The 23,311-nt window shown below is 35.7% G+C and carries 13 protein-coding genes; 8 read left to right on the forward strand and 5 right to left on the reverse strand.

What is annotated here, in order from left to right:
* The first annotated feature begins 2 nt into the window (after positions 1-2).
* From ACFS3A_RS00090 to ACFS3A_RS00105, 4 genes are read left to right on the forward strand one after another with little or no spacing between them, the layout of a single operon-like run.
* Positions 3-2,105, forward strand: a complete 2,103-nt coding sequence (locus ACFS3A_RS00090; RefSeq protein WP_379823094.1) for a beta-galactosidase — start codon at positions 3-5, stop codon at positions 2,103-2,105.
* A 37-nt stretch (positions 2,106-2,142) separates the two neighbouring features.
* Positions 2,143-4,311 (forward strand): family 43 glycosylhydrolase, encoded by a 2,169-nt coding sequence (locus ACFS3A_RS00095; protein ID WP_379823095.1) that lies wholly within the window; start codon positions 2,143-2,145, stop codon positions 4,309-4,311.
* Positions 4,312-4,336: 25 nt separating this feature from the next.
* A complete protein-coding gene (locus ACFS3A_RS00100) occupies positions 4,337-6,295 on the forward strand; it encodes a glycoside hydrolase family 97 protein (RefSeq protein ID WP_379823097.1) in 1,959 nt (652 codons plus the stop codon).
* Between the two features lie 6 nt (positions 6,296-6,301).
* Complete coding sequence (locus ACFS3A_RS00105) at positions 6,302-7,597, forward strand: DUF6055 domain-containing protein (protein ID WP_379823099.1); 1,296 nt, start codon at positions 6,302-6,304, stop codon at positions 7,595-7,597.
* Positions 7,598-7,949: 352 nt separating this feature from the next.
* Here the strand turns inward: ACFS3A_RS00105 and ACFS3A_RS00110 are convergent, their stop codons facing one another.
* The 5 genes from ACFS3A_RS00110 to ACFS3A_RS00130 all read right to left on the reverse strand — a co-directional run bounded on the left by ACFS3A_RS00110 (position 7,950) and on the right by ACFS3A_RS00130 (position 17,078).
* Positions 7,950-10,562 carry a T9SS type A sorting domain-containing protein gene (locus tag ACFS3A_RS00110; RefSeq protein WP_379823100.1) on the reverse strand — a complete coding sequence of 871 codons (2,613 nt, stop codon included), beginning with the start codon at positions 10,560-10,562 and terminating at the stop codon, positions 7,950-7,952.
* A gap of 230 nt (positions 10,563-10,792) precedes the next feature.
* The gene (locus ACFS3A_RS00115) at positions 10,793-12,181 is read right to left on the reverse strand and encodes an aminopeptidase P family protein (RefSeq protein WP_379823102.1); all 1,389 of its coding nucleotides are present in this window, start codon (positions 12,179-12,181) and stop codon (positions 10,793-10,795) included.
* A gap of 31 nt (positions 12,182-12,212) precedes the next feature.
* Positions 12,213-14,363 carry a S9 family peptidase gene (locus ACFS3A_RS00120; protein ID WP_379823103.1) on the reverse strand — a complete coding sequence of 717 codons (2,151 nt, stop codon included), beginning with the start codon at positions 14,361-14,363 and terminating at the stop codon, positions 12,213-12,215.
* Positions 14,364-14,388: 25 nt separating this feature from the next.
* A complete protein-coding gene (locus tag ACFS3A_RS00125) occupies positions 14,389-16,059 on the reverse strand; it encodes a M1 family metallopeptidase (protein ID WP_379823105.1) in 1,671 nt (556 codons plus the stop codon).
* Between the two features lie 164 nt (positions 16,060-16,223).
* Entirely contained in the window at positions 16,224-17,078 is an 855-nt protein-coding gene (locus ACFS3A_RS00130; RefSeq protein ID WP_109193714.1) for an AraC family transcriptional regulator, read from the reverse strand.
* A gap of 183 nt (positions 17,079-17,261) precedes the next feature.
* On the opposite strand from ACFS3A_RS00130, the gene ACFS3A_RS00135 reads away from it, so the two are divergent.
* The 4 genes from ACFS3A_RS00135 (at position 17,262) to ACFS3A_RS00150 (ending at position 23,288) form a co-directional block, all read left to right on the forward strand.
* A complete protein-coding gene (locus ACFS3A_RS00135; protein ID WP_379823107.1) occupies positions 17,262-18,176 on the forward strand; it encodes a dihydrodipicolinate synthase family protein in 915 nt (304 codons plus the stop codon).
* A 66-nt stretch (positions 18,177-18,242) separates the two neighbouring features.
* Positions 18,243-19,826 (forward strand): aldehyde dehydrogenase (NADP(+)), encoded by a 1,584-nt coding sequence (locus ACFS3A_RS00140; RefSeq protein ID WP_379823110.1) that lies wholly within the window; start codon positions 18,243-18,245, stop codon positions 19,824-19,826.
* A gap of 2 nt (positions 19,827-19,828) precedes the next feature.
* On the forward strand, positions 19,829-20,839 hold the full coding sequence (locus ACFS3A_RS00145; RefSeq protein ID WP_379823112.1) for a 4-hydroxyproline epimerase: 1,011 nt from the start codon (positions 19,829-19,831) through the stop codon (positions 20,837-20,839).
* Between the two features lie 151 nt (positions 20,840-20,990).
* The gene (locus tag ACFS3A_RS00150; RefSeq protein ID WP_379823114.1) at positions 20,991-23,288 is read left to right on the forward strand and encodes a S9 family peptidase; all 2,298 of its coding nucleotides are present in this window, start codon (positions 20,991-20,993) and stop codon (positions 23,286-23,288) included.
* The last annotated feature ends 23 nt before the right edge of the window (positions 23,289-23,311 follow it).

Consider the following 23,311-nt stretch of genomic DNA (forward strand, 5'->3'; position numbering starts at 1 on the left):
AAATGCATTTAAAATCAAAAAAACACTTTCTCAAAGGATTTTTACTGGGACTATTTGGAATAGGGATCAGTTTAAATGTTGCAGCTCAAAAATTCGATAAATTTTTTCCAAAGAAAGATTTAACCACTGTTGGAGTCTATTATTATCCTGAACATTGGGATCAAAGCCAATGGGATCGGGATTTGAAAAAGATTTCAGAAATGGGTTTTGAATTTACTCATTTTGGAGAATTTGCCTGGGCGCAGTTAGAACCTCAGGAAGGCGTTTATGATTTTAAATGGCTGGATAAAGCGGTAGAAATTGCCGCTAAATATAAACTGAAAATTGTAATGTGTACTTCGACCGCTACACCACCTGTATGGCTGGTTCGAAAACATCCGGATATATTGGCAACTTATGAAGACGGTACCAAAACAGATCATGGTTCGAGACAACATGCTTCATTTTCAAGTAATTATTACAGAAGCTATTCTTTAAAAATAATTGAAGAATTGGCAAAAAGATATGGTAATAATAAAAATATTATGGGTTGGCAGGTCGATAATGAACCTGCGCGTTTTCTTGATTATGGAGCCGATGCACAGCAGCGTTATCGAAATTGGCTGAAAAACAAATACAAATCGATTGACGCCTTAAATGTGGCTTGGGGAAATAATTTTTGGAGTGGTACCTATACTGATTTTGAACAAATTAACATTCCGCTTCATAAAGAATGGGGAATGAATTTACATTCGCAATTGGATCATTATCGATTTGCAGATGAAGAAACAGCCACTTTTTTGGATTCACAGGCCATTACAATTCGTAAATATGTAAGCAAAGACCAATGGATCACTTCCAACTACAGATCCAATTACAATGAAAGTTTTGTGGGCATGAGTAAAGAGCTGGATTTTGATTGCTATACGCGTTATCTGGTTTACGGAGGAAGTTTAGGAATCGGTTCGCAAGGATATCGTTTGGGAGATTATTCCAGTATCGGAATGTCAAATGACTTTTTTCGTCCTTTAAAAGGAATGTACGGTTGTATGGAGTTACAGCCGGGACAAGTCAACTGGGGAAGCATAAATCCGCAGCCAATGCCGGGAACGGTGCGTATGTGGCTGTGGCATGTTTTTGCAGGTGGCAGTAAATTTGCCTGTACGTATCGTTTTCGCGCGCCATTGTACGGTTATGAGCAATATCATTACGGAATTGTTGGCACAGACGGAGTAACACCAACTCCCGGTGGTTTAGAGTTCAATCAGTTTATTAAAGAGATAAATACGCTACGTAAAATATATGATGCTAAAGCAGCATTGCCAGATTATTATTTGAAACGTAAAACCGGAATTTTGTTTAATGGGGATAATGTGATGGGAATCGATTTAAACAAACAAACCAAGGAATGGAATACCATTGGACATTTTCTGAAATATTATAAAACCACTAAATCTTTTGGTGCACCCGTTGATTTTGTGAGGGATTCGACGGATTTTTCTAAGTATCCTTTTTTGATTGTTCCTGCTTATCAGATGATTGACCAAAAAATGATTGATAAATTGACTTTGTATGCTAAAAATGGCGGAAACTTGGTATTGAGCTGTCGATCTGGAATACAAAATCGTTTGGGACATCTTTGGGAAGCTAAGTTTTATGAACCGATGTGGAGTTTAATAGGTTCTGAAATAGAATCGTATGATTTATTAATGCCACAATCTCCAGGAGTAATAAAGTTCAATAATCAGGAGTTTGCATGGACAAGCTGGGGCGATTTATTAAAACCAAATAAAGAAACGGAGGTTTGGGCAACTTATGGAAGTGAGTTTTATGCTGGAAAACCAGCTGTTATTTCTAGAAGTTTAGGCAAAGGAACGGTAACTTACATTGGCGTAGATTCTAAAAATGGGGAACTAGAAAAACAAGTATTGCGAAAACTATATCAAAAGCAAAATGTAGCAATAGAAGATTATCCTCAGGGAATAATGGTAGAATATCGTGACGGTTTTGGCATTGCAGTTAATTATTCAGATAAAATCTACGAAATCAATTTACCAAAAAATGCCAAGACAATTTTCGGAAACAATGCTGTAAAAACTTCTGATGTATTAGTTTGGAAATATTAATATCATTTAAAAACGCTTCAACTTAATTTTATTAGCAATGTCAAAAAAAAACATATTTTACAACCTTATACTACTCGTTTTTACCTTACAAGTCATTGCTCAAAAAAAAGTTGAAGCGAGTAATTTATCAACTGGAAATCCAATATTACCTGGATATTACGCAGATCCAACTATTAAAAAATTTGGAGACATTTATTATATCTATGCCACGACCGATAATGAAATGCTGGCATCAGGAGCTCCAACGGTTTGGTACAGTAAGGATTTAAAAAACTGGTACAATTATACCATGGAAATTCCGTCTTTTACGGCAAAACCCATTACCAATTTTTGGGCGCCGGATATTGTGGTTGGAAATGATGGTAAGTATTATTTGTATTTCGGGAACTGCGAAATTGGCTGTAATATTTACGGTTATGTTTCGGATACTCCAGTCGGGCCTTGGAAAAAACTCAATGAAAATGACGAACCCGTTATTTCAAATGGATATCCAAGAGAAGGTTTTCCATCTTTAGATGCACAATTTTTCAGAGATACCGACGGTAAAATATACAGTTATTGGGGAACTTGGGTGCATTATAATGGCGGATATGCCGTTGGAGAATTGAATAGTGCTACGATGAAGAATATGATGAATTCTAAAAATATTCCGTTAAGCCAAACACCTGAACCTTTCGAAGCCGCCTACATGATGAAAAAAGGAAATAAATACATTTTGATGTATTCCGGAGCTTCTTGTCATGATGAAACTTATAATGTACGTTATTCTTACTCAGATTCTCCTTACGGGCCTTTTAAAGAAGGACTTAACAATCCGATTTTGAGTACGAACGAAGATAAAACGACTCACGGGCCGGGACATCATTCGGTATTAGAAGATGGAAAAGATTATTACATTGTGTATCATAAACATGATTATCCAATGACACGCGGTGGTTTGGCAAGACAAGTCTGTATCGATAAAATGATTTTCGAAAATGATTCTACTATTGCAAAAGTGATTCCAACTTCAAGCGGCATAGGAGAAATTGTAAAATCGAATGTACCTGAAAATATAGCTTTAAATGCTCGCACTACCGCATCATCTTATTATCATTTACAATCGTTAGAACACAATTACGAATATAAGCCTGATTTTGCTACAGATGATAATAATGCGACTATGTGGAAAGCTGGAAGTAATGCACTTCCACAGGATTTAACTGTAGATTTAGGAAGTGTAAAACCAATAAAAAGGGTCATGACACAATTTGAATTTGCCAGTTATTATTATCAATACACTTTAGAATATTCAACAGATGGAAAAAATTGGCAGTTATATGCTGATAAATCAAAAAACCGTACTTCGGGAAGTCCGATGATTGATGATAAAAATGTTACAGCACGTTTCTTAAAACTAAAAGTTCTAGGTACAGAAAAAGCAGGGCTTTATGCCGCAGTTTGGAACATAAAAGTATACAACGAATTATTTGAACTTCCTTTACCATTAGAAAATAAAAAATCAAACACAGAACCAGCAGCTGTAAGTTCACATAAAATGTTGATCGATATTGATGTAACTAATGAAAAATACGGAAATTCATTTAAAAGTCTGCCTAATAAAGGTTCTTTAGGTGGTGTATTTACAAAAACTGGGGATGTAAAGATTTCCTGGGATAAAGAGGATAAAATTAAGGCACTTGAGTTTGTAAACGGCGCTTTGATATTAGACAAACCCGTTCCTAAAAATCTGGCTTGGAATGGTTCGTATTCTGTGGCAGTCTGGGTAAAAAATCCGGAAGTAGCCAAAGAAGGAGAGTTTCTAGCCTCATGGTGCGATCGTTCTGAATATAATTTAGCCAATTCGTTTAATGCATTGGCATACAATAGCGGACATTATGGTGCGGCGCCACATTTGGATGGTCATTTTGATATGAAATACAACAAAGTTCCGGAACAAAATAAATGGCATCATATTGTTTTGACTTTTGATGGAGTGGTAGAGAAAATTTATGTCGATGGCGTACTTGATAATTCTCAAAATATGATGTTGTCATCGGCTATCAAAAATGCTAAAATTATAATTGGAGCTTCAGATATTGGAGAGAATTACTCCGGTTTTATGGCCTCTTTAAAAATGTATGATTATGGTTTGACTAAAGATGAGGTACTAAATCTACTGAAACAAACCGCGCCTAAAGCAACTAAAGAACCTTCTGCAAAATAGTATAAAAAAATAATAGCATTCAAAGATGAAAAAAAGAGTACTGATTTTATGTGGCTTATTGTTGTGTGCATATCAAGCTTCTTCTCAAAGTTATGAGGTTAAATCTCCAGATGGACGAATTCAAATAAAAGTGAATCATTCCGATAAAATTTCCTGGTCGGCATCATTAAATGGAAATTTAATCATTGAGAATGCAGAAGCAGGAATGGATTTTTCGTCTAAAACCAATTTTGGATTAAATCCGAAGGTTAAAAAGCAAACGGTTAAAAGTGTATCTCAAAATATACATGCCATAGTGCCAATTAAAGAGTCTGAAATTAAAGATGAATACACAGAACTTTCGATTACTTATCAGGGAAATTATAGACTTAATTTCCGTGCCTATAATGACGGAGTGGCTTATCAGTTTGTAGATGAGGCCAAAGAAAAACGAAATGTAGTTTCAGAGAAAGTTTCGTTATCATTTCCTAACGGTTCACGTTCTTTATTTCCGCAAGAAGAATCGATGTATTCTCATAATGAAAGATTGTATTTGGATAAGTCTTTAAATGAGATTGCGTCAAAGGATTTTTGCAGTCTTCCTGTTTTGTTTACTACTCCAAAAGCCAAGGTTTTGTTTACAGAAACTGCTCTTCATGATTATCCGGGATTGTTTTTAAAGGGAAATGGAAACACCACTTTAAATGCTATTTTTCCAAAATATGTTTTAGAAGCAGTGGATAAGGATGGAAAATCCGATCGTGTGCAGACCATTACAAAAGAAGCTGATTATATTGCAAAATCAAGTGGAAACAGAGCTTTTCCTTGGCGTGTATTTATTATCAGTGATGATGATCGTACTTTGGTATCAAGCAATTTGTCTTACCAGCTTGCGGCACCGAATGCACTTAAAAATACGGATTGGATCAAACCGGGAAAAGTGGCCTGGGATTGGTATAATGATAACAATATTTACGGTGTTGATTTCAAAGCAGGGTTAAATACCGAAACGTATAAATATTTTATAGATTTCGCTGCAGCGAATAAAGTGGAATATGTAATTCTAGATGAAGGCTGGACAAAATCGACTACCAACATTCTTGATTTTAATCCCGCAATGGATGTAAAAGAATTGATTCGATATGGAAAAGAAAAAGGAGTCGGAATTATTCTTTGGGTTCTTTGGAAACCATTAGACCAAAATTTATTGCAAATTCTGGAAACTTATAAAAGCTGGGGTGCAAAAGGAATTAAGATTGATTATATGCAGCGTAACGACCAATATATGGTCAATTCGTATGAGCAGATTGCCAGAGAATGTGCCAAACTAGAATTGTTAGTAGATTTTCACGGTGCATTTAAACCCGCAGGTTTACACCGAATGTACCCAAATGTTTTGAATTACGAAGGAGTAAGAGGGAATGAAAACAATAAATGGAGTACAGATATTACGCCAGAACATACTGTAACCATTCCGTTTATCAGAATGGCAGCAGGCCCAATGGATTTTACTCCGGGAGCAATGATTAATAAACAACCTAAAAATTTTGCCATAAGTTTTAATAATCCAATGACAATGGGAACTCGTGCGCATCAGGTGGCGATGTATGTTGTGTATGAAGCTCCTTTGCAGATGATGTGTGAATCGCCATCAACATATTACAAAGAACAAGAAACAGTTGATTTTATCACTCAAATTCCAACAGTTTGGGATAAAACAGTTGTACTTCATGGTTCTGTTGGGAATTATATTGTGGTGGCAAGAAAAAAAGGCGATAAATGGTTTGTCGGAGGAATGACAGATGCAGATGCCAGAGCATTGCCAATAGATCTTTCTTTTCTGGGAGAAGGCAATTTTTCGATGGAAGTTTTTTCAGACGGAATCAATGCTGAAGCATTCGCTCAGGATTATAAAAAAGAAATTATAGCGGTTAATAAGAATACTAAAGTAACAGCTAAAATGGCTTCCGGAGGAGGCTGGTCGGCAATTATTACAAAAAAGTAATGACCAATGAATAAGGCAATCAAAATTCCTACTTTTCTCTTTTTATTATTTGTTGGTATAATGAATGCGCAAGAAAAAGTTTTGGCTAAGGAAAGATATATTCCTGCGAAAATTTGGATGGTTCCAGAACATAATAATTATGATTCTTCAGATAGTGATTACAGTTACAGCCGAATGATAGAATCGGATAATATTGTGATGTTCTGGCATAAAGAATATGGCAGTGATCCAACATTAAATACAGATCTTAAAAAACGTTTCGATCCCAAAAAAGCAATTGAAGAATGTGAACGATTTTATCAGTTTTATGTAAATGATTTGAAATTGGTGCAAAAGGGACATTCCGTAAGTGATCAATATAAGTTACTAATATTTGTTTTTGGAGGAAGTGAAAACACAGCTTTTGGAGGTGGAGAAGAGGATAAAGTGGGCATTTTATGGACTCCAGCTGTTCGAATAAATGCAGTTCCTTACGGAGCATTGGCGCATGAAATTGGGCATTCATTCCAATATATGAGTCATGCCGACAGCAAGACTGGGCCATCTGGGCCTGTAATGGAAATGTCTGCTCAATATATGCTCTGGCAGGTTTATCCGGAATGGATGACTTTTGAAAATTATCATCTTAAAGATTTTTTAAAAGGAGCGCATTACGCTTTTCTTCATCCTGCCAATATGTATCATTCTCCTTATGTCTTGGAATATTGGTCTGAGAAACATGGTATTGATTTTTGGGGAAGACTCAGCAGATCAACTAAAGAAGGCGAAGATGTTGTAATGACTTATAAAAGAATTAATACTATTTCTCAAGAACAGTTTAATGACGAAATATTTGATGCAAGCCGAAAGTTTATAACCTGGGATTTAAAAAGGGTTGAAGAAGCAGCGAAACCTTATCGAAATTTACATTTTTCAAAATTGAATGCAATAGAAGGAGGCTGGTATCAAATAGATTCAACAAATTGTCTTCAGGATTATGGTTATAACGGAATTAAATTAAACGTCCCGCAAGCTGGAACAAAAGTTAAATTAAAATTTAAAGGTTTAGCCAATTCTAGGGAAAACGCAGGATGGCGCTACGGATTTGTTGCATCGTTAAAAGATGGCAACAGAGTGTACAGCAATGCTTTTAAAGAAAATGAAAAAGAAATCGAATTTAAAATTCCAACCAACACGGAGTATTTATGGTTGGTTGTAAGCGCTGCTCCAAAAGTACATGAAAAACATTCTTGGGAAAATGAGAAAGAAACTTACAGAAGTTTTCCATATAAAGTACAATTTAAAAACACAAAACCACTTTAATTATATTTTTTATCATTGCAAAATAAGCTGCTCAAAAGACGAGCTTTTTGTAAGCTTCGGAGAAGCGACATATTTATAGCAAATAATAAAAGTCTAAAAAAAAGCTCCGGAGGAGTGACATTTTATATAGAATCTATAACATATGCCGCTCCGCTGGAGCTATTTTTGTTTGCGGTTATGATATTCTATAGATATTATACCCCGCTGGGGTATTTGTTGCTATAACTATTTTGATAAATATTGAAGAACTGTGCTTTTGAGATAGACTTTTTTTATTTAATTGATTTTATATATAAAAAAAACTACATCTTCCAAACGAAAGATGTAGTCTGCAATTAGTAAGGAAATGCTATTATTTTACAATAATCTTCTTGGTCTGTTTGAAATTCTGTGATTGAATAGTCACAAAATAAACTCCTTTTGACAAATTACCGGTATAATATTGTTCTTCCAGATTGTAGTTTTTATTTTCAAAAACTAATTGTCCAGTGCTATTGGTTATTTTTAAATTATAAGTTTCAGTACTTTCATTTGAAAGCTTAATATTAAGCATAGAAGCATTATTTGTCGGATTTGGATAAATCAAAAATTGAGAAGATGAATTGGAGAAATCGGCTACGGAAAGGTTATCGCTTATTGTAGCTTTCCAATCCCACCAATTTTTATCTACGCTGGCAGTTCTAATGGCTCCATCTTCCAGTTTAATTTTATAGTTAAACTTCTTTTTACGGGTATCATTATTTTCAAAAACATAGTCAGAATTACAAATTACGGCGAATATTACACTATTGGCAGGAACGCCCTGAGAAAAAGAAATAGTACAGTCGCCTGCATAAACAGGTTGTGTATAAACCGTTTTTCCTTCTTTGGTACGATAACACAATTGAATCGACATATTTTCTCCTAAAGGCTCAAAAAACACGGTAGCCTGATTTCCCTGTACATGAATCGGAATAAAATTAGCTCCAGACCAGCCAGGTAATGTTTTTTCTTGCGGAATTAAATAACCGTTTTCATCTTCAGTAGTTATAGCATAAGGTGTTGCTTTCCATTTTTCTACATTGATAAGTGCAGGTTGCTCAGGCCCTAATTCGCGTCCCATATTATTGCGGTACAAATTTAAAATAGGCTGTTCAAATTTTCCGAAATCAGACAATGCTAATCTGGCTCGGTATTCCTGAACCATCTTTCGTGTTTTATCTTCTCCCAAACCATTTACAGTGCCATTACCATTTGCAATACCTTCTAATACACGTCCTTCGCAATAATTCCATACCCAAGGCAAACTTTTTTCGCCTACAATTTCACCTAAAAAGGTTGGAAATACCGAACTGTACTGCACACCTCCAATAATATCTCTGGTCAATCTCAACGTAACTCCTTCAGAATTTTGAACTCCGGAATCTACACCTTCAGCAGATGGCCCGCCAAATGTGCCGTCCTGAAGCCAGCCGCTATAACATTCAATCGGAATAAAAGGGGCAATGACAGAACCCGCACTTAGCCATCCTAGATCTACATTGCTATAGTCTGTACTTCCCGTTTTTTTGATATCTAACACAGTCTGCAACCAAACATTTGAACCTTCATGAAACCAAGCCGATTTTCTGCAACCTGGCAAAGAAGCATAAATAGCATGAATACCTTCATGAACACAAGCTCCTGTTTGATACTGCGCATCTGGAAAAGTGGTATTTGGGTCAAAACTCGCAACTGGATAATAGGACAAAAGAACCATTGGCCAGCTTTCTCCATCGGGAGTTCCAACACCGCTCTGCCATCCTCCTAAATCGGTATTTGAAGCGGTATCGGTACACAAACCAGAACCAAATAAATATACTGAACTGCGATAACCTGCTCTGTATAATTTATCTGGCGGCCAGCCCATATTATCTCTCAAAAAAGTAAAATCACTGTCTAAACGTTTTAACATTAAGTCGACAGCGGCATCTGTTACTAAAGAGTTAGCATTTGGCCCTTGTACAAAAGTCCATGAACCCACATTAGTCGATTTAACGCCATTGCAACCGTTGTAATTGGGATAATCTTCTTCTAAGTTTTTTGTTGGTTTTGGAAAATCAGGATAGTCGCTTTTAAAATCATAATGAAGTGTTGTGCCATAACCCGGCCAAGTCGTGAAATCGCTGTTGCTTTCTTTTACGGTTAAGTAAAAAGATAAAGCACTTTCTGTCCCGCATTCATTAATGTATAAAAAACGATACGTTCCGGAATTCTCCACTTGTAGATTTGAAAGTGTAATGTTCTGGCTGGTCGATGTAAAATTATTAGGGCCAGTCCATTTCATTTTACCACCAGTCGGATTATTAGCAATAGAAGCTAAAAACTGCACATTATCTGTTGGAGAAACAACGGCATAATTAAGGCTTTTTTCGGTTCCGTTATTCACTTTAAGAGAAGCGGTTAATGCCGTAGGATCACATTGAGTGGTTTCTACACCAAAAGCCTGAAATTCTACCACACCGGTTGCGGTATTACTTTTAAAATAAACCCTCAGTTTTTTGGTCTTAAAATTTAAATTTCCAAGAGTATTAAATTGATTTAAAGCCAATCCTACAGAACCACCATTAATCCATTCGAGTCCATCCCAGTAGCTGATGTAGGCATTTGTTGGCTGAGAAACACCTCCAAAATCGGTAAACCAGTAAAGTGCCACAGAATTGATTTGATGAGCAAAATCCCAGTCGTATTGTATCCAGTTATAGGTATTGTAATTCGCATCGCCATCCCAGTTTCCATAAACAGGATTTGTTCTGTCATCAGAACTAATAGGCGTAAAACCATCGTTTACAGCCGCTAGACTTTCCCAGGGCGATACATGAGAAGTACTGACTTTTGTGGAACTCAGTCTGGCTAAATTCGTTTGAGCATTTAAATTTTCTGCCGCTAACACAAAAAGAGTAAGAAGAAGAAAAGATAAAAATCGGGGTAGTTTTTTTTCTTTCATAAGGTTTGTTTTGGTTGTTAATTGTTTTAAAATAAGTTTGAATGGTTAAAATGTAATCTTATTCCTTATATACTAAGTTAAACTAGTCCTTATGAAAATATATGTACTTAATTATCTGATAATTAGTAAAAGTTAACCAGTGTTTACTTTCGATAAAAAAAGCCGTCTCAGATTATGAGACGGCTTCATTGATTTTTAGGTAATCAGCCAGGAAAAACTATTTTACAAATTTAATAGTTTCGAAGTGTTTCAATGTCTTCAGCTGTTTTGGCAAGAGGTTTCCCTAACAATTTATAAGACTCTTTGGTAATTAGAAAATCTTCTTCTATACGGATACCTCCAAAATTTCTGTACGCCTGAACTTTATCATAATTAATAAATTCACTGTATTTATTTTCTGCCTGCCATTGATCAATTAATTCTGGAATAAAATAGATTCCAGGTTCAACAGTTAAAACAAAACCTTCTTCAAGTTCTTTGGCCAGACGCAGTGATTTTAATCCAAATTCGGTGCTCTTCTTTAGAGTTTCTGTGTAGCCAACATATTCTTCGCCAATATTTTCCATGTCATGAACGTCCATTCCCATCATGTGACCTAAACCGCATTGAAAGAATAAGGTATGAGCGCCTGCTGCTACGGCTTCATCCAAATCACCTTTTACCAAGCCAAGAGATTTCAATCCCGTTAAAATCTCCTTGCACGCGGTAAGATGTGAATCTTTGAAGAAAGTTCCGGGTTTAAGAGTGGCTATAGCGGCTTCTTCAGCTTTTAAAACAATATTATAAATTTCTTTCTGCTGTGCTGTAAAGGTTTTCGAAACTGGAAAAGTTCTGGTCATATCTCCGGCATAACGCATATTGTTTTCGGCTCCACAGTCACATAAAACCAATTGTCCTTCCTTTAAGACATTACTGCCGGCATGATTGTGCAGGTATTGTCCGTTGACTGTTAGTATTGTCGGAAAAGCAAGATGACCGCCAAGACTGATTGCCGTGCCTTCAACTTGTCCTGCAATTTCATATTCGGTCATTCCAGGTCTTGCACTTTGTATTGCTTTTAAGTGCATTGCTGCCGTTATATCTACCGCTTTTTCAATCTCAATCAGTTCTTCATTCGTTTTATAAGAACGTTGTGCAATTATTGCTTTAGATAATGGAATGGATGATTTTTTAGCTACTTCATTAGGATGAATATCCAGCCATGAACTTAATTTTAAAGTAATAGCAGCACGATAAGGTGGTAGAAAATGAATCGCACGTTTCTGTTGTACAGCATTTTTAAGAACAGCTTCTACAAATGAGAAAGGCTGTACAGTTGTGATTCCTGTTTTTTCTGCATCACTATTTAATGAATCTTGTGGGCCAACCCAAACAGTTTGTTCGATTGTCAGGTTATCGCCGAATAGAATTTCCAGATCAGCATCAATATCGATTATTAAAAATAAAGAAGGACGATCTATTCCTGCATAATATAAAAAACTACTGTCTTGTCTAAAATGATAAATATTATCCCGGTAGTTCATTCCGACTTCTTCATTTCCGGGAAGAATAATAAGGCCAGAACCCATTGCTTTTTTTAAGACTTGCCTTCTGTTTATATAAGTTTCTCTGCTAAACATATTTTTTTTGAACTTGGTATTTAAAATGATATTATCTGCCTCCGCCTGGACAGTGTTCTTTTAAGTATTGTGTGAATAATTTCGATAAATGTTCCGTTGTTCCTTCTCCTTCATTAATGCTGTGTGTACGATTTGGATAACTCATCATTTGGAATTGTTTGCCGTTTTTTACTAATTCGTTAACCAGCATTTCTGCTCCCTGATAATGCACATTATCATCGCCAGTGCCGTGAATCAGCAATAAATTTCCCTGAAGTTTATTGGCATAAGTAATAGGAGAGCCTTTGATAAAAGGTTCTTTATTTTCCTGAGGTAATCCCATATAACGTTCCTGATAAATATTATCATACAACAATTGGTTGGGTACAGCGGCAATAGCGATTCCTGTTTTATAAATTTCAGGATATTGAAATAAAAGATTTAGCGTAGTAGAACCGCCGCCGCTCCATCCCCAGACTGCGATTCGGTCTTTGTCTACAAAAGGCCATTTTAGGATTTCCTTAGCGGCCATTGCCTGATCTCTGGTGTTTAGAATCCCTATGTTTTGATAGATCGATTTACGCCATTCAGCACCTTTTGGAACTGGAGTTCCTCTTCCATCTAAGCTAATTTGAATATATCCGTCGGCAGCAATATCTCCATCGTATAAAAAAGTACTGGCATAACCCGCGGCATCTTTTACAGTTGCGCCTGCAGGTTCTGTATAAACATAAAATAAAACAGGATATTTTTTAGCAGGATCAAATGGAGTTGGTTTGATCATCCAACCGTCAAGGGTAACATTGTCAGCAGTTGTAATCTGAATCATTTCAACATTACCGCTTGCAGTCATATTATGATCGGTTTCTTTAATAGTCTTTTGAGTAGAAAGATTAACCCATTCTGCTATTTTTTGGTTTTTATGATTCGAAAAACGATGTTCTGCATATTTTGCATCGGGAGATAAACGATAAGTGTGCGTTCCGATTTCGTTAGCTGGAGATACTTTTATTAGTTTACCTTTTCCATTTAATGCTGTTTTGTATAAATATTGCTGTGTTGCATTATCTGGAGAAGCTAAAAAGTAAACAAAACCATTTTTTTCGTCAACGGCTTTAATATCAATTACATCATATTTTCCATTGGTAATCAATGTTTCTGTTTTTCCGTTTTTGCTGATTTTATATAAATGCTTCCAGCCATCTTTCTCAGTCAACCAAAGAAATTCTTTTCCGTTGTTAATCCATTTCAAGCCTTCATTTTCAGTTGGTAATATATCGATCCATGAAGTATTCTTTTCAGAATAAATTGGACTTGTATCGCCACTTTTAGGGTCACATAAAAAGAGTTTGGCTTCATTTTGTTTGCGATTTAGTTGTTCAACTAATATCGAAGAACCATCAGGAGTCCATTGCATTAACGGAATATAATGTTGTTTTGAATCCCCTGGAACTTTCATCCATGTCGTTTGAAGTGAAGCGATATTGACAACTCCAATTTTACAAGCCGAAGGATCTTCTCCCGCTTTTGGATATTCAACCGGAATCGTATAAGAATAGATAGAATCGGTGTTATTAATCATTAAGAAGTTTTTGATTTTGGTAGCATCAATCTGCCAAAATGCAATACTTTTTCCGTCAGGACTCCAGCGAAAACCGTCTCTGCAATTGAACTCTTCTTCGTAAGCCCAGTCAAAAGTTCCATTTATCAATCGATCTGTTCCATCAGTTGTTAAAGCCGTTTCTTTTCCGGAATTAAGGTCTTCAATATATAAATTATGCTTGCTTACATAAGCAATTGAATTATTGTCCGGAGCTAGTTTTGCAAACATCAAAGACGATTCTGGCCTGTTTTTTCCAATCTGTCGCAATTCATTTGTTTCGGTATTAAAAAGCCAGTAATCGCCACGCGTTTCCAGCCTCCACACTTTTTTTGAATTGGTGTAAATCAAAACTAATTTTTCATTTTTACTGAATTCAAAATCTTTAACTTCTAAAGCTTTTGCGCTTCCTTTTGGTGTAAGCTGTTTGGCATCAACAATTACGTTTCTGGTAAAATTTGGTAATTCGTACTGTATTATTTCTCCTTTTTCTGCGGTATAATAACTACTGTTGTTATTCGCCCATTTTGGTCTTTGAGCATTTGCAGTCAGGAAAAAAAGTGACAGGATAAAACAGAAAAAAAGAGAGATTATTTTCTTCATCGTATTTTGATTAATGATTGATTTTTTATTTTATATTGTTCTCCAAAACAGGATTTATATAATACATTTTAGTAATAGAAGTTACGTCAAATAAAGACTTTTGATCTTTTGCTAAGGCAATACTCTGCCATTGATCTGATGGTATTATTTTGATTTTATCCGTATCATTTTTTAAGGTCAGCGGTAAATTAAAACCACTTACACAATTGCTGTAACGATAGAAAACTTTGGTTTTATCTTCATTAAAATAAAATTCAAAGTTTGGAATCTGTGTTGTGGTAAGATATTGCTCGTAAACTTTACTGTAATCAAAATTAAGCTTTTTCGAAATATAATTTTCAATCTGTTTCGAATCTACCGTTTGATGATAAAACTCTTTTCCCAATCCTCTGATTACTTCTCGAAATAAGGCATCGTTATCCAATCCATGACGAATGGCGTGAAGCATATTTCCTGCTTTTGGATACATATCGCCGCTTCCTTGTGCATTTACATTATAATCGGGAATAATGGGACGATCGTTTCGTATTCCTTTGCGAGTTCCGGCGTTGTATTCATCTCCGGCTTGTTTTCCAAAAATATAATCGACAAAGAGGGTTTCGCTGTAATTGGTAAATCCTTCATGTACCCACATATCAGCCAGATCATTTGTGGTAATGTTGTTTCCAAACCATTCGTGTCCGCTTTCATGAATAATAATAAAATCCCATTTCATTCCCCAGCCCGTTCCGGAGCCGTCATTACCGCGATAGCCGGGCTTATAATGATTACCATAAGAAACAGCACTTTGATGTTCCATTCCGGTATGTGAGGTTTCAATCAACTGATAACCATCTTCATAAAACGGATATGGCCCCATCCAGTATTCAAATGCATTCAACATATTATGCACTTCTTTTGGCATGTATTTTTGAGCTTTTTCTAAATTGTAATCCAAAACCCAATAATTCAGATCTAAATTGCCTTTTTCGCCTTTATAAGTTTCTTTAAAATTGACATATTTTCCAATGTACGGAATGATGCAATAATTACTAATCGGATTGACAACAGCCCATTTATAAGAAGTTGTTCCGTCATTATTGTTTTTCTTAAACTCTAATCGTCCGTTAGCAATTGCGGTTAAAGAATCAGGAACAGTCATCGTTAAACTTGCTCCATTATTCGGTTCGTCACTTTGATGATCTTTGCACGGATACCATACAGAGGCACCAAGTCCTTGGCAGGCAACCGTCATCCACGGACGGCCTAAGGAATCTTTTGTCCAGATCCATCCACCATCCCAAGGCGCTTTTATGGCTTCATGCACTTTTCCACTGAAGAAAATAGCCACTTTGCTGGTGGATTTTATTTTAGATTTAGGTGTTTTAATATACCAGACACCGTTTTCTTTTGCAAAACTTAATTTCTTTCCGGATTGAATAACACTATCAATAACCAAAGGATTCTGCAAATCAATCTGCATTTTGGTATTGCTCTTTTCTTTAAGTGTTTTATACGTTATAGTGTTGCTTCCTACTATTATTTTAGTGTCATAATCAGGTTTCACAGTAATATCATAACGTTGTACGTCCCACCACTGTCTTTCGGGAGTTAAACTGCCTCTTAAGGTGTCTGCCAGCGTATATGGTTTTGTTTTTTGGGCAAAAGAAATGAAATGAAAACACAAAAAAACAAGAGTTAAATAGTTCCTAATCATGGCATTTTTAAGTTTGAAATGGTTGAAAATGTAGCTGGACTCAAAATCTTATTTCATTAAGAAAAAGAGTGTAGATTTTCAAAAGTATGCAGATTTAGGATATTGAAGCTAGACTTTTATTATCCTTATATAATAGAATATTACTTAAAAAGGAGTAAAATAGGCTAAGACTTAATAAGGGAACTTTTAAACTCAAAAGGGGTTTTCTTTTTGATTTCTTTAAATTTTCTGTTGAAATTAGAAATATTATTGAAACCACTTAGTTCCGAAATTTCGATAATCGATAATTCCTTGTTTTTGATAAGCAGTTTTGCAGCATGTTCAATTCGGATTTCAATCAAAAACTGGAAAAAAGTCTTTTTAGTTCGGGTTTTGAAATATTTGCAGAAAGCATTTTTGGTCATGTTGGCAATTTGGGCAATTTCGTCTAAAGTGATATTTTTTTGATAATGCGTCATGACAAAATCAAAAACCATCTGCATTCGTTTCCCTTCAGCATCTGTAAAAGGTTTATTGAAAACATAATTAGATAGATGTTTTTTGTCAGACTGGCTAAAGGCTTTTAGCATAGACATTAAAAGAATAAAACGATCGTATTTATCGGCTTCTTTAAACTTTTTAAACTTCCTTATAATAGATGGTTTGGCATCTCTAATCTGTATTCCGTTTTTAATAGCTGTAAAAAAAGGTTCTACAGCATTTAATTCCGGTAAATTAAAAAAATCTTTTCCGAATCCATTTTCGGTAAAAAAGACCGTAAGCATGACCGACATTCCTCTGCTTTCAGAAATGTCGCTTTTAAAAACGTGCGGTAAATTGCTTCCTAATATAATTATGTCGCCTTTTTGATATTCGGTAATCATATCTCCGACTAAAATTTTGCCTTCTCCTTTCTTTATATAACTAATTTGAATTTCTTCATGCTGATGGTATTTATCATAAAAAATAGTTTCGCAGTCTTCTTGATAGATAAATGCCTCTTCGCTTGACTTTGGGATTTTAAAAGGAAAAACTTTCATTGCGTGGTATTTTTTTTATATTTTACGGAAAGATATAAAAATTAGTAAAAGATGAATTAAAATTAATCTAGTTTTTGTTAAAATCTTACAAATGAGATAATATTGTATAGGTTTTTGATAATATTCCTAGATAAAATTTTTACCCCCCTTGATACCTTTGAAATAAATAAAAATAGATAAATTATGAATATTCAATGGAAAGGGGTAATGCCAGCTGTTACCACAAATTTTACAGCTGAAGACACTTTAGATTTTAAAATGTTTGAGAAAAACCTTAATTATCAATTAGATGCTGGAATAGAAGGCGTTATTCTTGGAGGAACTTTAGGAGAAGCAAGTACACTTTTAGAAGAAGAAAAACAAGACCTTATTCTTGAAACAGTTCGTATAGTTGATGGAAAGGTTCCTGTGATAATGAATATTGCAGAACAAACTACGCGCGGTGCTATTGAAGCAGCAAACAAAGCTGAAGCTAATGGAGCAAGAGGTTTAATGATGTTGCCTCCAATGCGTTACAAAGCTACCGATCACGAAACTGTTGAATATTTTACAGAAGTTGCAAAAAGTACTTCTTTACCTATTATGATCTACAACAATCCGGTTGATTATAAGATTGAGGTAACTTTAGACATGTTTGAAGAACTTTTAAAGCTGGATAACATTCAGGCTGTTAAAGAATCTACAAGAGACATTTCTAATGTAACCAGAATCATTAATCGTTTTGGAAGCAGATTAAAAGTCCTTACAGGAGTTGATACTTTAGGATTAGAAAGTTTACTAATGGGAGCTGACGGATGGGTTGGTGGTCTTGTTGATGCATTTCCAGAAGAAACAGTTGCTATTTATAAATTAGCGAAAGCTGGTAAAGTTCAAGAAGCGTTGACGATTTACCGTTGGTTTTTGCCTTTATTAGAATTGGATATCAATGCACAATTGGTTCAAAATATTAAGTTGGCGGAAGTGGGAACAGGATTAGGAACGGAATACGTACGTGCACCAAGATTACCACTTATGGGAGCTGAAAGAGAACGAGTTTTGACTATTATTAATGATTCATTAAAAAATAGACCAGCGCTGCCAGACTATAAAAGCCTGTAATAGAAAAGAAGTTTTTTGAAAACTTTTTTCAATTTTAGAATTACTTAACCAAATACTATAGAATACATGATTACTGGAAAAAATTACATAGGGAGTCAGTTGTCAGCTAACAGCGATAAAACCTTCAAAACGTTTAATCCTCAGGAAAATACAGAGAATACCTGGCAGTTTACTGAAGCAAGTAATGAAGAAATAGAATCGGCCGTAACTCTTGCAAGCAAAGCATTTTTGACATTTCAGAAATCTACTGGTAAAGAGAAAGCCTTATTTCTAAGAACAATTGCGGATGAAATATTGGCTTTAGGAGATAATCTCTTAGACGTTTATTGTCAGGAATCGGGTTTGCCAAGAGGTCGTGCTGAAGGCGAAAGAGGAAGAACTATCGGACAATTAAATGCTTTTGCTGATTTAGTAGAAGAAGGTTCTTGGGTTGAAGCGGCAATTGACACTGCTATTCCAGACAGGGTTCCCTTGCCAAAGGTCGATCTTCGTAAAATGAAGCGCCCTTTAGGTACAGTAGTTGTTTTTGGATCCAGTAATTTTCCATTCGCTTATTCTACGGCCGGCGGCGATACAGCATCTGCATTGGCCGCTGGATGTCCGGTTATCGTAAAAAGCCATCCCATGCATGCAGGTACTGGAGAAATGGTAGCTTCGGCAGTAATTAAAGCAGCTCAAAAAACGAATATGCCGGAAGGTGTTTTTTCTAATCTGAACAGCAGCGGAATTGAAGTTGGGGTTACATTGGTAAAACATCCTTTGGTTAAGGCAGTTGGATTTACAGGAAGTATAAAAGGCGGTCGTTCTTTATATGATTTAGCAGGACAGCGCGAAGAACCAATACCGGTTTTTGCAGAAATGGGAAGTATAAATCCAGTTGTATTATTACCAGAAGCATTAAAACAAAATGCTGAAAAATGGGCAGTGGCATGCGCTGGTTCTGTAACATTAGGAGCAGGACAGTTTTGCACTAATCCCGGATTGATGCTCGGAATTAAAAGTGATGCTTTAAAAACGTTTACCGAACAGCTTGCCGTTGAGATTTTAAAGATTTCGCCAAGTTGTATGTTAAATCCATCGATTTATAAAAATTATCAATCCAATAATGAACTGTTAAGTTCGCAAGACGGAATTGAAGTCGTAGCAGAATATGCTAAGACAGATAATCCTAATTACGCTTCACAAAAAATATTGACGGTTTCGGGCAAAATCTTTTTAGAAAATCCAGTTTTGCATAGAGAGGTTTTCGGCCCTTTTTCGATATTAGTGCAATGTGAAGACGAAATTGAACTGGTTGCGATTATTGAAAAATTAGAAGGACAGCTGACGGGGAGTATTTTGGCAGAAGAAAATGAAATTGAAAACTATGAAGAAGTAGTGGATGCTTTGGGTAATCGTGTCGGAAGAATAATCTTTAACGGATTACCGACAGGAGTAGAGGTATGTCCGTCGATGGTGCATGGCGGACCCTATCCTTCCTCATCAGATTCCAGATTTACAGCAGTTGGAATTGGTTCCATTAAAAGATGGGTTAGACCTTTTAGTTATCAGAATTGGCCGAATAACAAACTTCCGGAGGCACTTCAAAATGAAAACCCGCTTGGAATTTCAAGATTAGTTAATAATGTTCAAACAAAAGATTCAATTTAAATATGGCTAGAAAAACTTTTTTTTGTGTAGATGCACATACTTGTGGTAATCCGGTTAGAGTAGTTGCTGGCGGTGGGCCAAATCTAATTGGTGCCAACATGAGCGAGAAAAGACAGCATTTTTTAAGCCAATACGATTGGATTCGTAAAGGATTGATGTTTGAACCTCGCGGACATGATATGATGAGCGGCAGTATTTTGTTTCCGCCAACGAATCCGGATAACGATTTTGGCATTTTGTTTATCGAAACGTCAGGCTGCCTGCCAATGTGTGGACACGGTACAATAGGTACGATTACCATTGCAATTGAAGAAGGATTAATTAGTCCGAAAATTGCAGGGAAAATAAATATGGAAGCGCCTGCAGGCTTGGTAAAAATTGAATACAAGCAAGTTGGAAAAAAAGTAGAATGGGTTAAATTGACGAATGTTAAATCGTATTTAGCGGCTGAAAATTTAACTATTGAATGCCCAGAGCTAGGCGAATTAACTTTTGATGTTGCTTATGGCGGAAATTATTATGCCATTGTAGATCCGCAGCAAAATTTTTCTGGAATTCAGGATTTTACCGCCAGTAAGATTGTGCAATACAGTCAGGTAGTGCGAGCACGAATTAACGAAAAATATCCAAATCTATTTATTCATCCTGAAAATGATACGATTAGAGATGTGAGTCATATGTTATGGACGGGTACACCTCTAGATCCGACTTCATCAGGCAGAAATGCTGTTTTTTATGGAGACAAAGCCATAGACCGTTCGCCTTGCGGTACTGGTACATCAGCAAGAATGGCGCAATTACATGCCAAAGGATTGCTTGAAAAAGGAGACGAATTTATACACGAAAGTTATATCGGAAGTAAGTTCGTTGGCAGAATAGAAGAAGAAACTGCAATTGGCGATATTAAAGCCATTGTTCCCAGTATACAAGGATGGGCAAAAGTGTATGGTTACAATACCATAATTATTGATGAGGAAGATGATCCTTACGCACACGGATTTCAGGTTTTGTAATTCAATCGACCTGAACTAACAGTTTTTTAGTTTTTACGGTATCGTGAATAGGACTTTTAAACCTGCTTTTCGGAGGTTTTTAGTTCTATTGGCAAACTATTTTTATTTCTATAATTAATAAATAGGGAAGTCTCCTTGTATTTGAATAACTATGAAAAAGAATTTACTCCTTTTTGCCTTCTTCGTATCATTTCTGAACTGTAGCTTATATTCGCAGCATAAAGAAATGATACCCTATCAGCCTTCTAAAACCGAGATTTTAGAACGATATAAAAAAGCTTTGTTATTGGATAAAACAGTTAAAAATACTGTTTTCAAGACCAGTATAAAAGCACAGTGGCAAAGCGACGGAAAATCATTTTGGTATTCCAATGTTTTAAAAGACAGTATTATCGAATATATTTTGGTAGATGCCGAAAAAGAAACTAAAAATATTTTATTTGATGAACCTAAACTAAAAAATGCACTAAGCACTCTTACAGAGATAAAAACTCCCCAAAAAAGTCTGGTTATTGATAGTTTAAATTATGATGCCAAAACAAATTTAATAGCTTTAAAATATGATAAAAACTACTATCAGGTAAAGCTCTCCGATTATAGCATTCAAAAAATAAATTCCCTGTCTAAAGACAAAACAAAATATCCTAGTTTAAATAGGCAATGGCAAAGATGGAATTCCTTTAAGACAGACAGTATTTCTCCCAATAAAAAATGGCTGGCTTTTATAAAAGAGTATAATGTATTTATAAAGCCAATCGCTGGAGGAAATGAAATTCAATTCACAAAAGACGGTACAAAAGAAAAACCGTATGGGGCTTTAGCGTGGTCGCCTGACAGCAAATATATTGTTGGTTATCTAATTACTCCCTTTACCGATTTGCCTGTTCATTATGTTTTAACTTCCGTAGCCAATACCACTCGCGGTGAATTGCATTCCCAGCCTTATAAACAACCGGGAGATCCTTTCACTACTTATGAAATGTATTTGTTTCATATCGAAAATCAAAAAACAATAAAAGTAAATGCTCCAATAATTGATTTTTTTGATGCTCCGGAATTGCATTGGAGAAAAGACAATCCAAATTACTTTACGTTTGAAAAAGTAGAAAGAGGCCATCAAAGATTTAGAATTTTAGAAGTAAATACTCAAACTGCCGAAACCCGTTCTGTAGTCGATGAAAAGACCAATACTTTTATTTATGAATCCAGATTGTTTACGCATTATGGTAAAGAAAGCAATGAAATTGTAATGTCTTCTGAAAAAGACGGTTGGAGACATTTGTATTTAATTGATGCGATAACAGGTAAAGAAAAAAAGCAAATTACGAAAGGACAATGGGTTGTTCGAAGCATTGACAGCATTGACGAAAAGAAAAGAGAAATTTGGTTTTCGGCAAGCGGAATGAATTCAAACGAAGATCCGTATTATATTCATCATTATAGAATAGGTTTTGATGGAAAGAAACTAATTAATCTGACTCCTTCAAAAGGAAATCATCTGGTTTCTTTTTCGAAAAACAAACAATATTATGTCGATTCTTACTCAGAACCGAATGTGGCTACTATTATTGAACTTCATCGTACTTCTGATGGAAAAAAAATAATGGATCTTGAAAAATCAGATGCTACAGCTTATCTCGCTACAGGAATGTCTTTACCGGAACCTTTTCATGCGAAAGGGAGAGATGGTGTGACGGATATTTGGGGAATAATATGCCGTCCAGCAGATTTTGATCCTAATAAAAAATACCCTGTAATTGAAAGTATTTATGCAGGTCCGCAGGATTCTTTTGTGCCTAAAAATTTTATGGATCGCTACACAACCGAGATGCAGAGTCTGGCTCAGTTAGGATTTATAGTGGTACAAATTGATGGAATGGGAACAGCAAACAGATCAAAAGCTTTTCATGATGTCTGCTGGAAAAATTTAAAAGATGCCGGTTTTGAAGATCGTATTTTATGGATCAAAGCCTTGGCTAAAAAATATCCTTATGTAGACGATTCAAGAGTAGGATTGTATGGTACTTCTGCCGGAGGGCAAAATGCTTTAGGCGGTTTATTGTTTCATCCGGAATTCTACAAAGCAGGAGTCGCCGCCTGCGGTTGCCACGACAATCGAGTAGATAAACAATGGTGGAATGAGCAATGGATGGGATATCCGGTTGGAGAGCATTATAAAGAACAATCTAATGTGACCAATGCCGGAAAACTTACAGGAGATTTATTGTTAGTCATTGGAGAAGCCGATGAAAATGTACCGCCAGAATCTACTTATCGTGTTGCCGATGCCTTAATAAAAGCAGGAAAAACATTTGAGTTTCTGCCTTTGCCAGGTGTTGGTCATAGTGATGGTGGCCCTTACGGAAGACAGAGAAAACGTGATTTTTTTGTAAAACATTTATTAGGAATTGATCCTCCAAGCCGAAATAACAATGAATTAGACCAGTAAAAAAACACAGTCTTTTTAACTCT

This window comes from Flavobacterium notoginsengisoli (assembly GCF_042686225.1).
Classification (GTDB): domain Bacteria; phylum Bacteroidota; class Bacteroidia; order Flavobacteriales; family Flavobacteriaceae; genus Flavobacterium; species Flavobacterium notoginsengisoli.

What these genes read in the sequence shown, in the direction of transcription:
- ACFS3A_RS00090 (WP_379823094.1), top strand. Translation starts at nt 3, where the DNA reads ATGCATTTAAAATCAAAAAAACACTTTCTCAAAGGATTTTTACTGGGA.
- ACFS3A_RS00095 (WP_379823095.1), top strand. Translation starts at nt 2,143, where the DNA reads ATGTCAAAAAAAAACATATTTTACAACCTTATACTACTCGTTTTTACC.
- ACFS3A_RS00100 (WP_379823097.1), top strand. Translation starts at nt 4,337, where the DNA reads ATGAAAAAAAGAGTACTGATTTTATGTGGCTTATTGTTGTGTGCATAT.
- ACFS3A_RS00105 (WP_379823099.1), top strand. Translation starts at nt 6,302, where the DNA reads ATGAATAAGGCAATCAAAATTCCTACTTTTCTCTTTTTATTATTTGTT.
- ACFS3A_RS00110 (WP_379823100.1), bottom strand. Translation starts at nt 10,562, where the DNA reads ATGAAAGAAAAAAAACTACCCCGATTTTTATCTTTTCTTCTTCTTACT.
- ACFS3A_RS00115 (WP_379823102.1), bottom strand. Translation starts at nt 12,181, where the DNA reads ATGTTTAGCAGAGAAACTTATATAAACAGAAGGCAAGTCTTAAAAAAA.
- ACFS3A_RS00120 (WP_379823103.1), bottom strand. Translation starts at nt 14,363, where the DNA reads ATGAAGAAAATAATCTCTCTTTTTTTCTGTTTTATCCTGTCACTTTTT.
- ACFS3A_RS00125 (WP_379823105.1), bottom strand. Translation starts at nt 16,059, where the DNA reads ATGATTAGGAACTATTTAACTCTTGTTTTTTTGTGTTTTCATTTCATT.
- ACFS3A_RS00130 (WP_109193714.1), bottom strand. Translation starts at nt 17,078, where the DNA reads ATGAAAGTTTTTCCTTTTAAAATCCCAAAGTCAAGCGAAGAGGCATTT.
- ACFS3A_RS00135 (WP_379823107.1), top strand. Translation starts at nt 17,262, where the DNA reads ATGAATATTCAATGGAAAGGGGTAATGCCAGCTGTTACCACAAATTTT.
- ACFS3A_RS00140 (WP_379823110.1), top strand. Translation starts at nt 18,243, where the DNA reads ATGATTACTGGAAAAAATTACATAGGGAGTCAGTTGTCAGCTAACAGC.
- ACFS3A_RS00145 (WP_379823112.1), top strand. Translation starts at nt 19,829, where the DNA reads ATGGCTAGAAAAACTTTTTTTTGTGTAGATGCACATACTTGTGGTAAT.
- ACFS3A_RS00150 (WP_379823114.1), top strand. Translation starts at nt 20,991, where the DNA reads ATGAAAAAGAATTTACTCCTTTTTGCCTTCTTCGTATCATTTCTGAAC.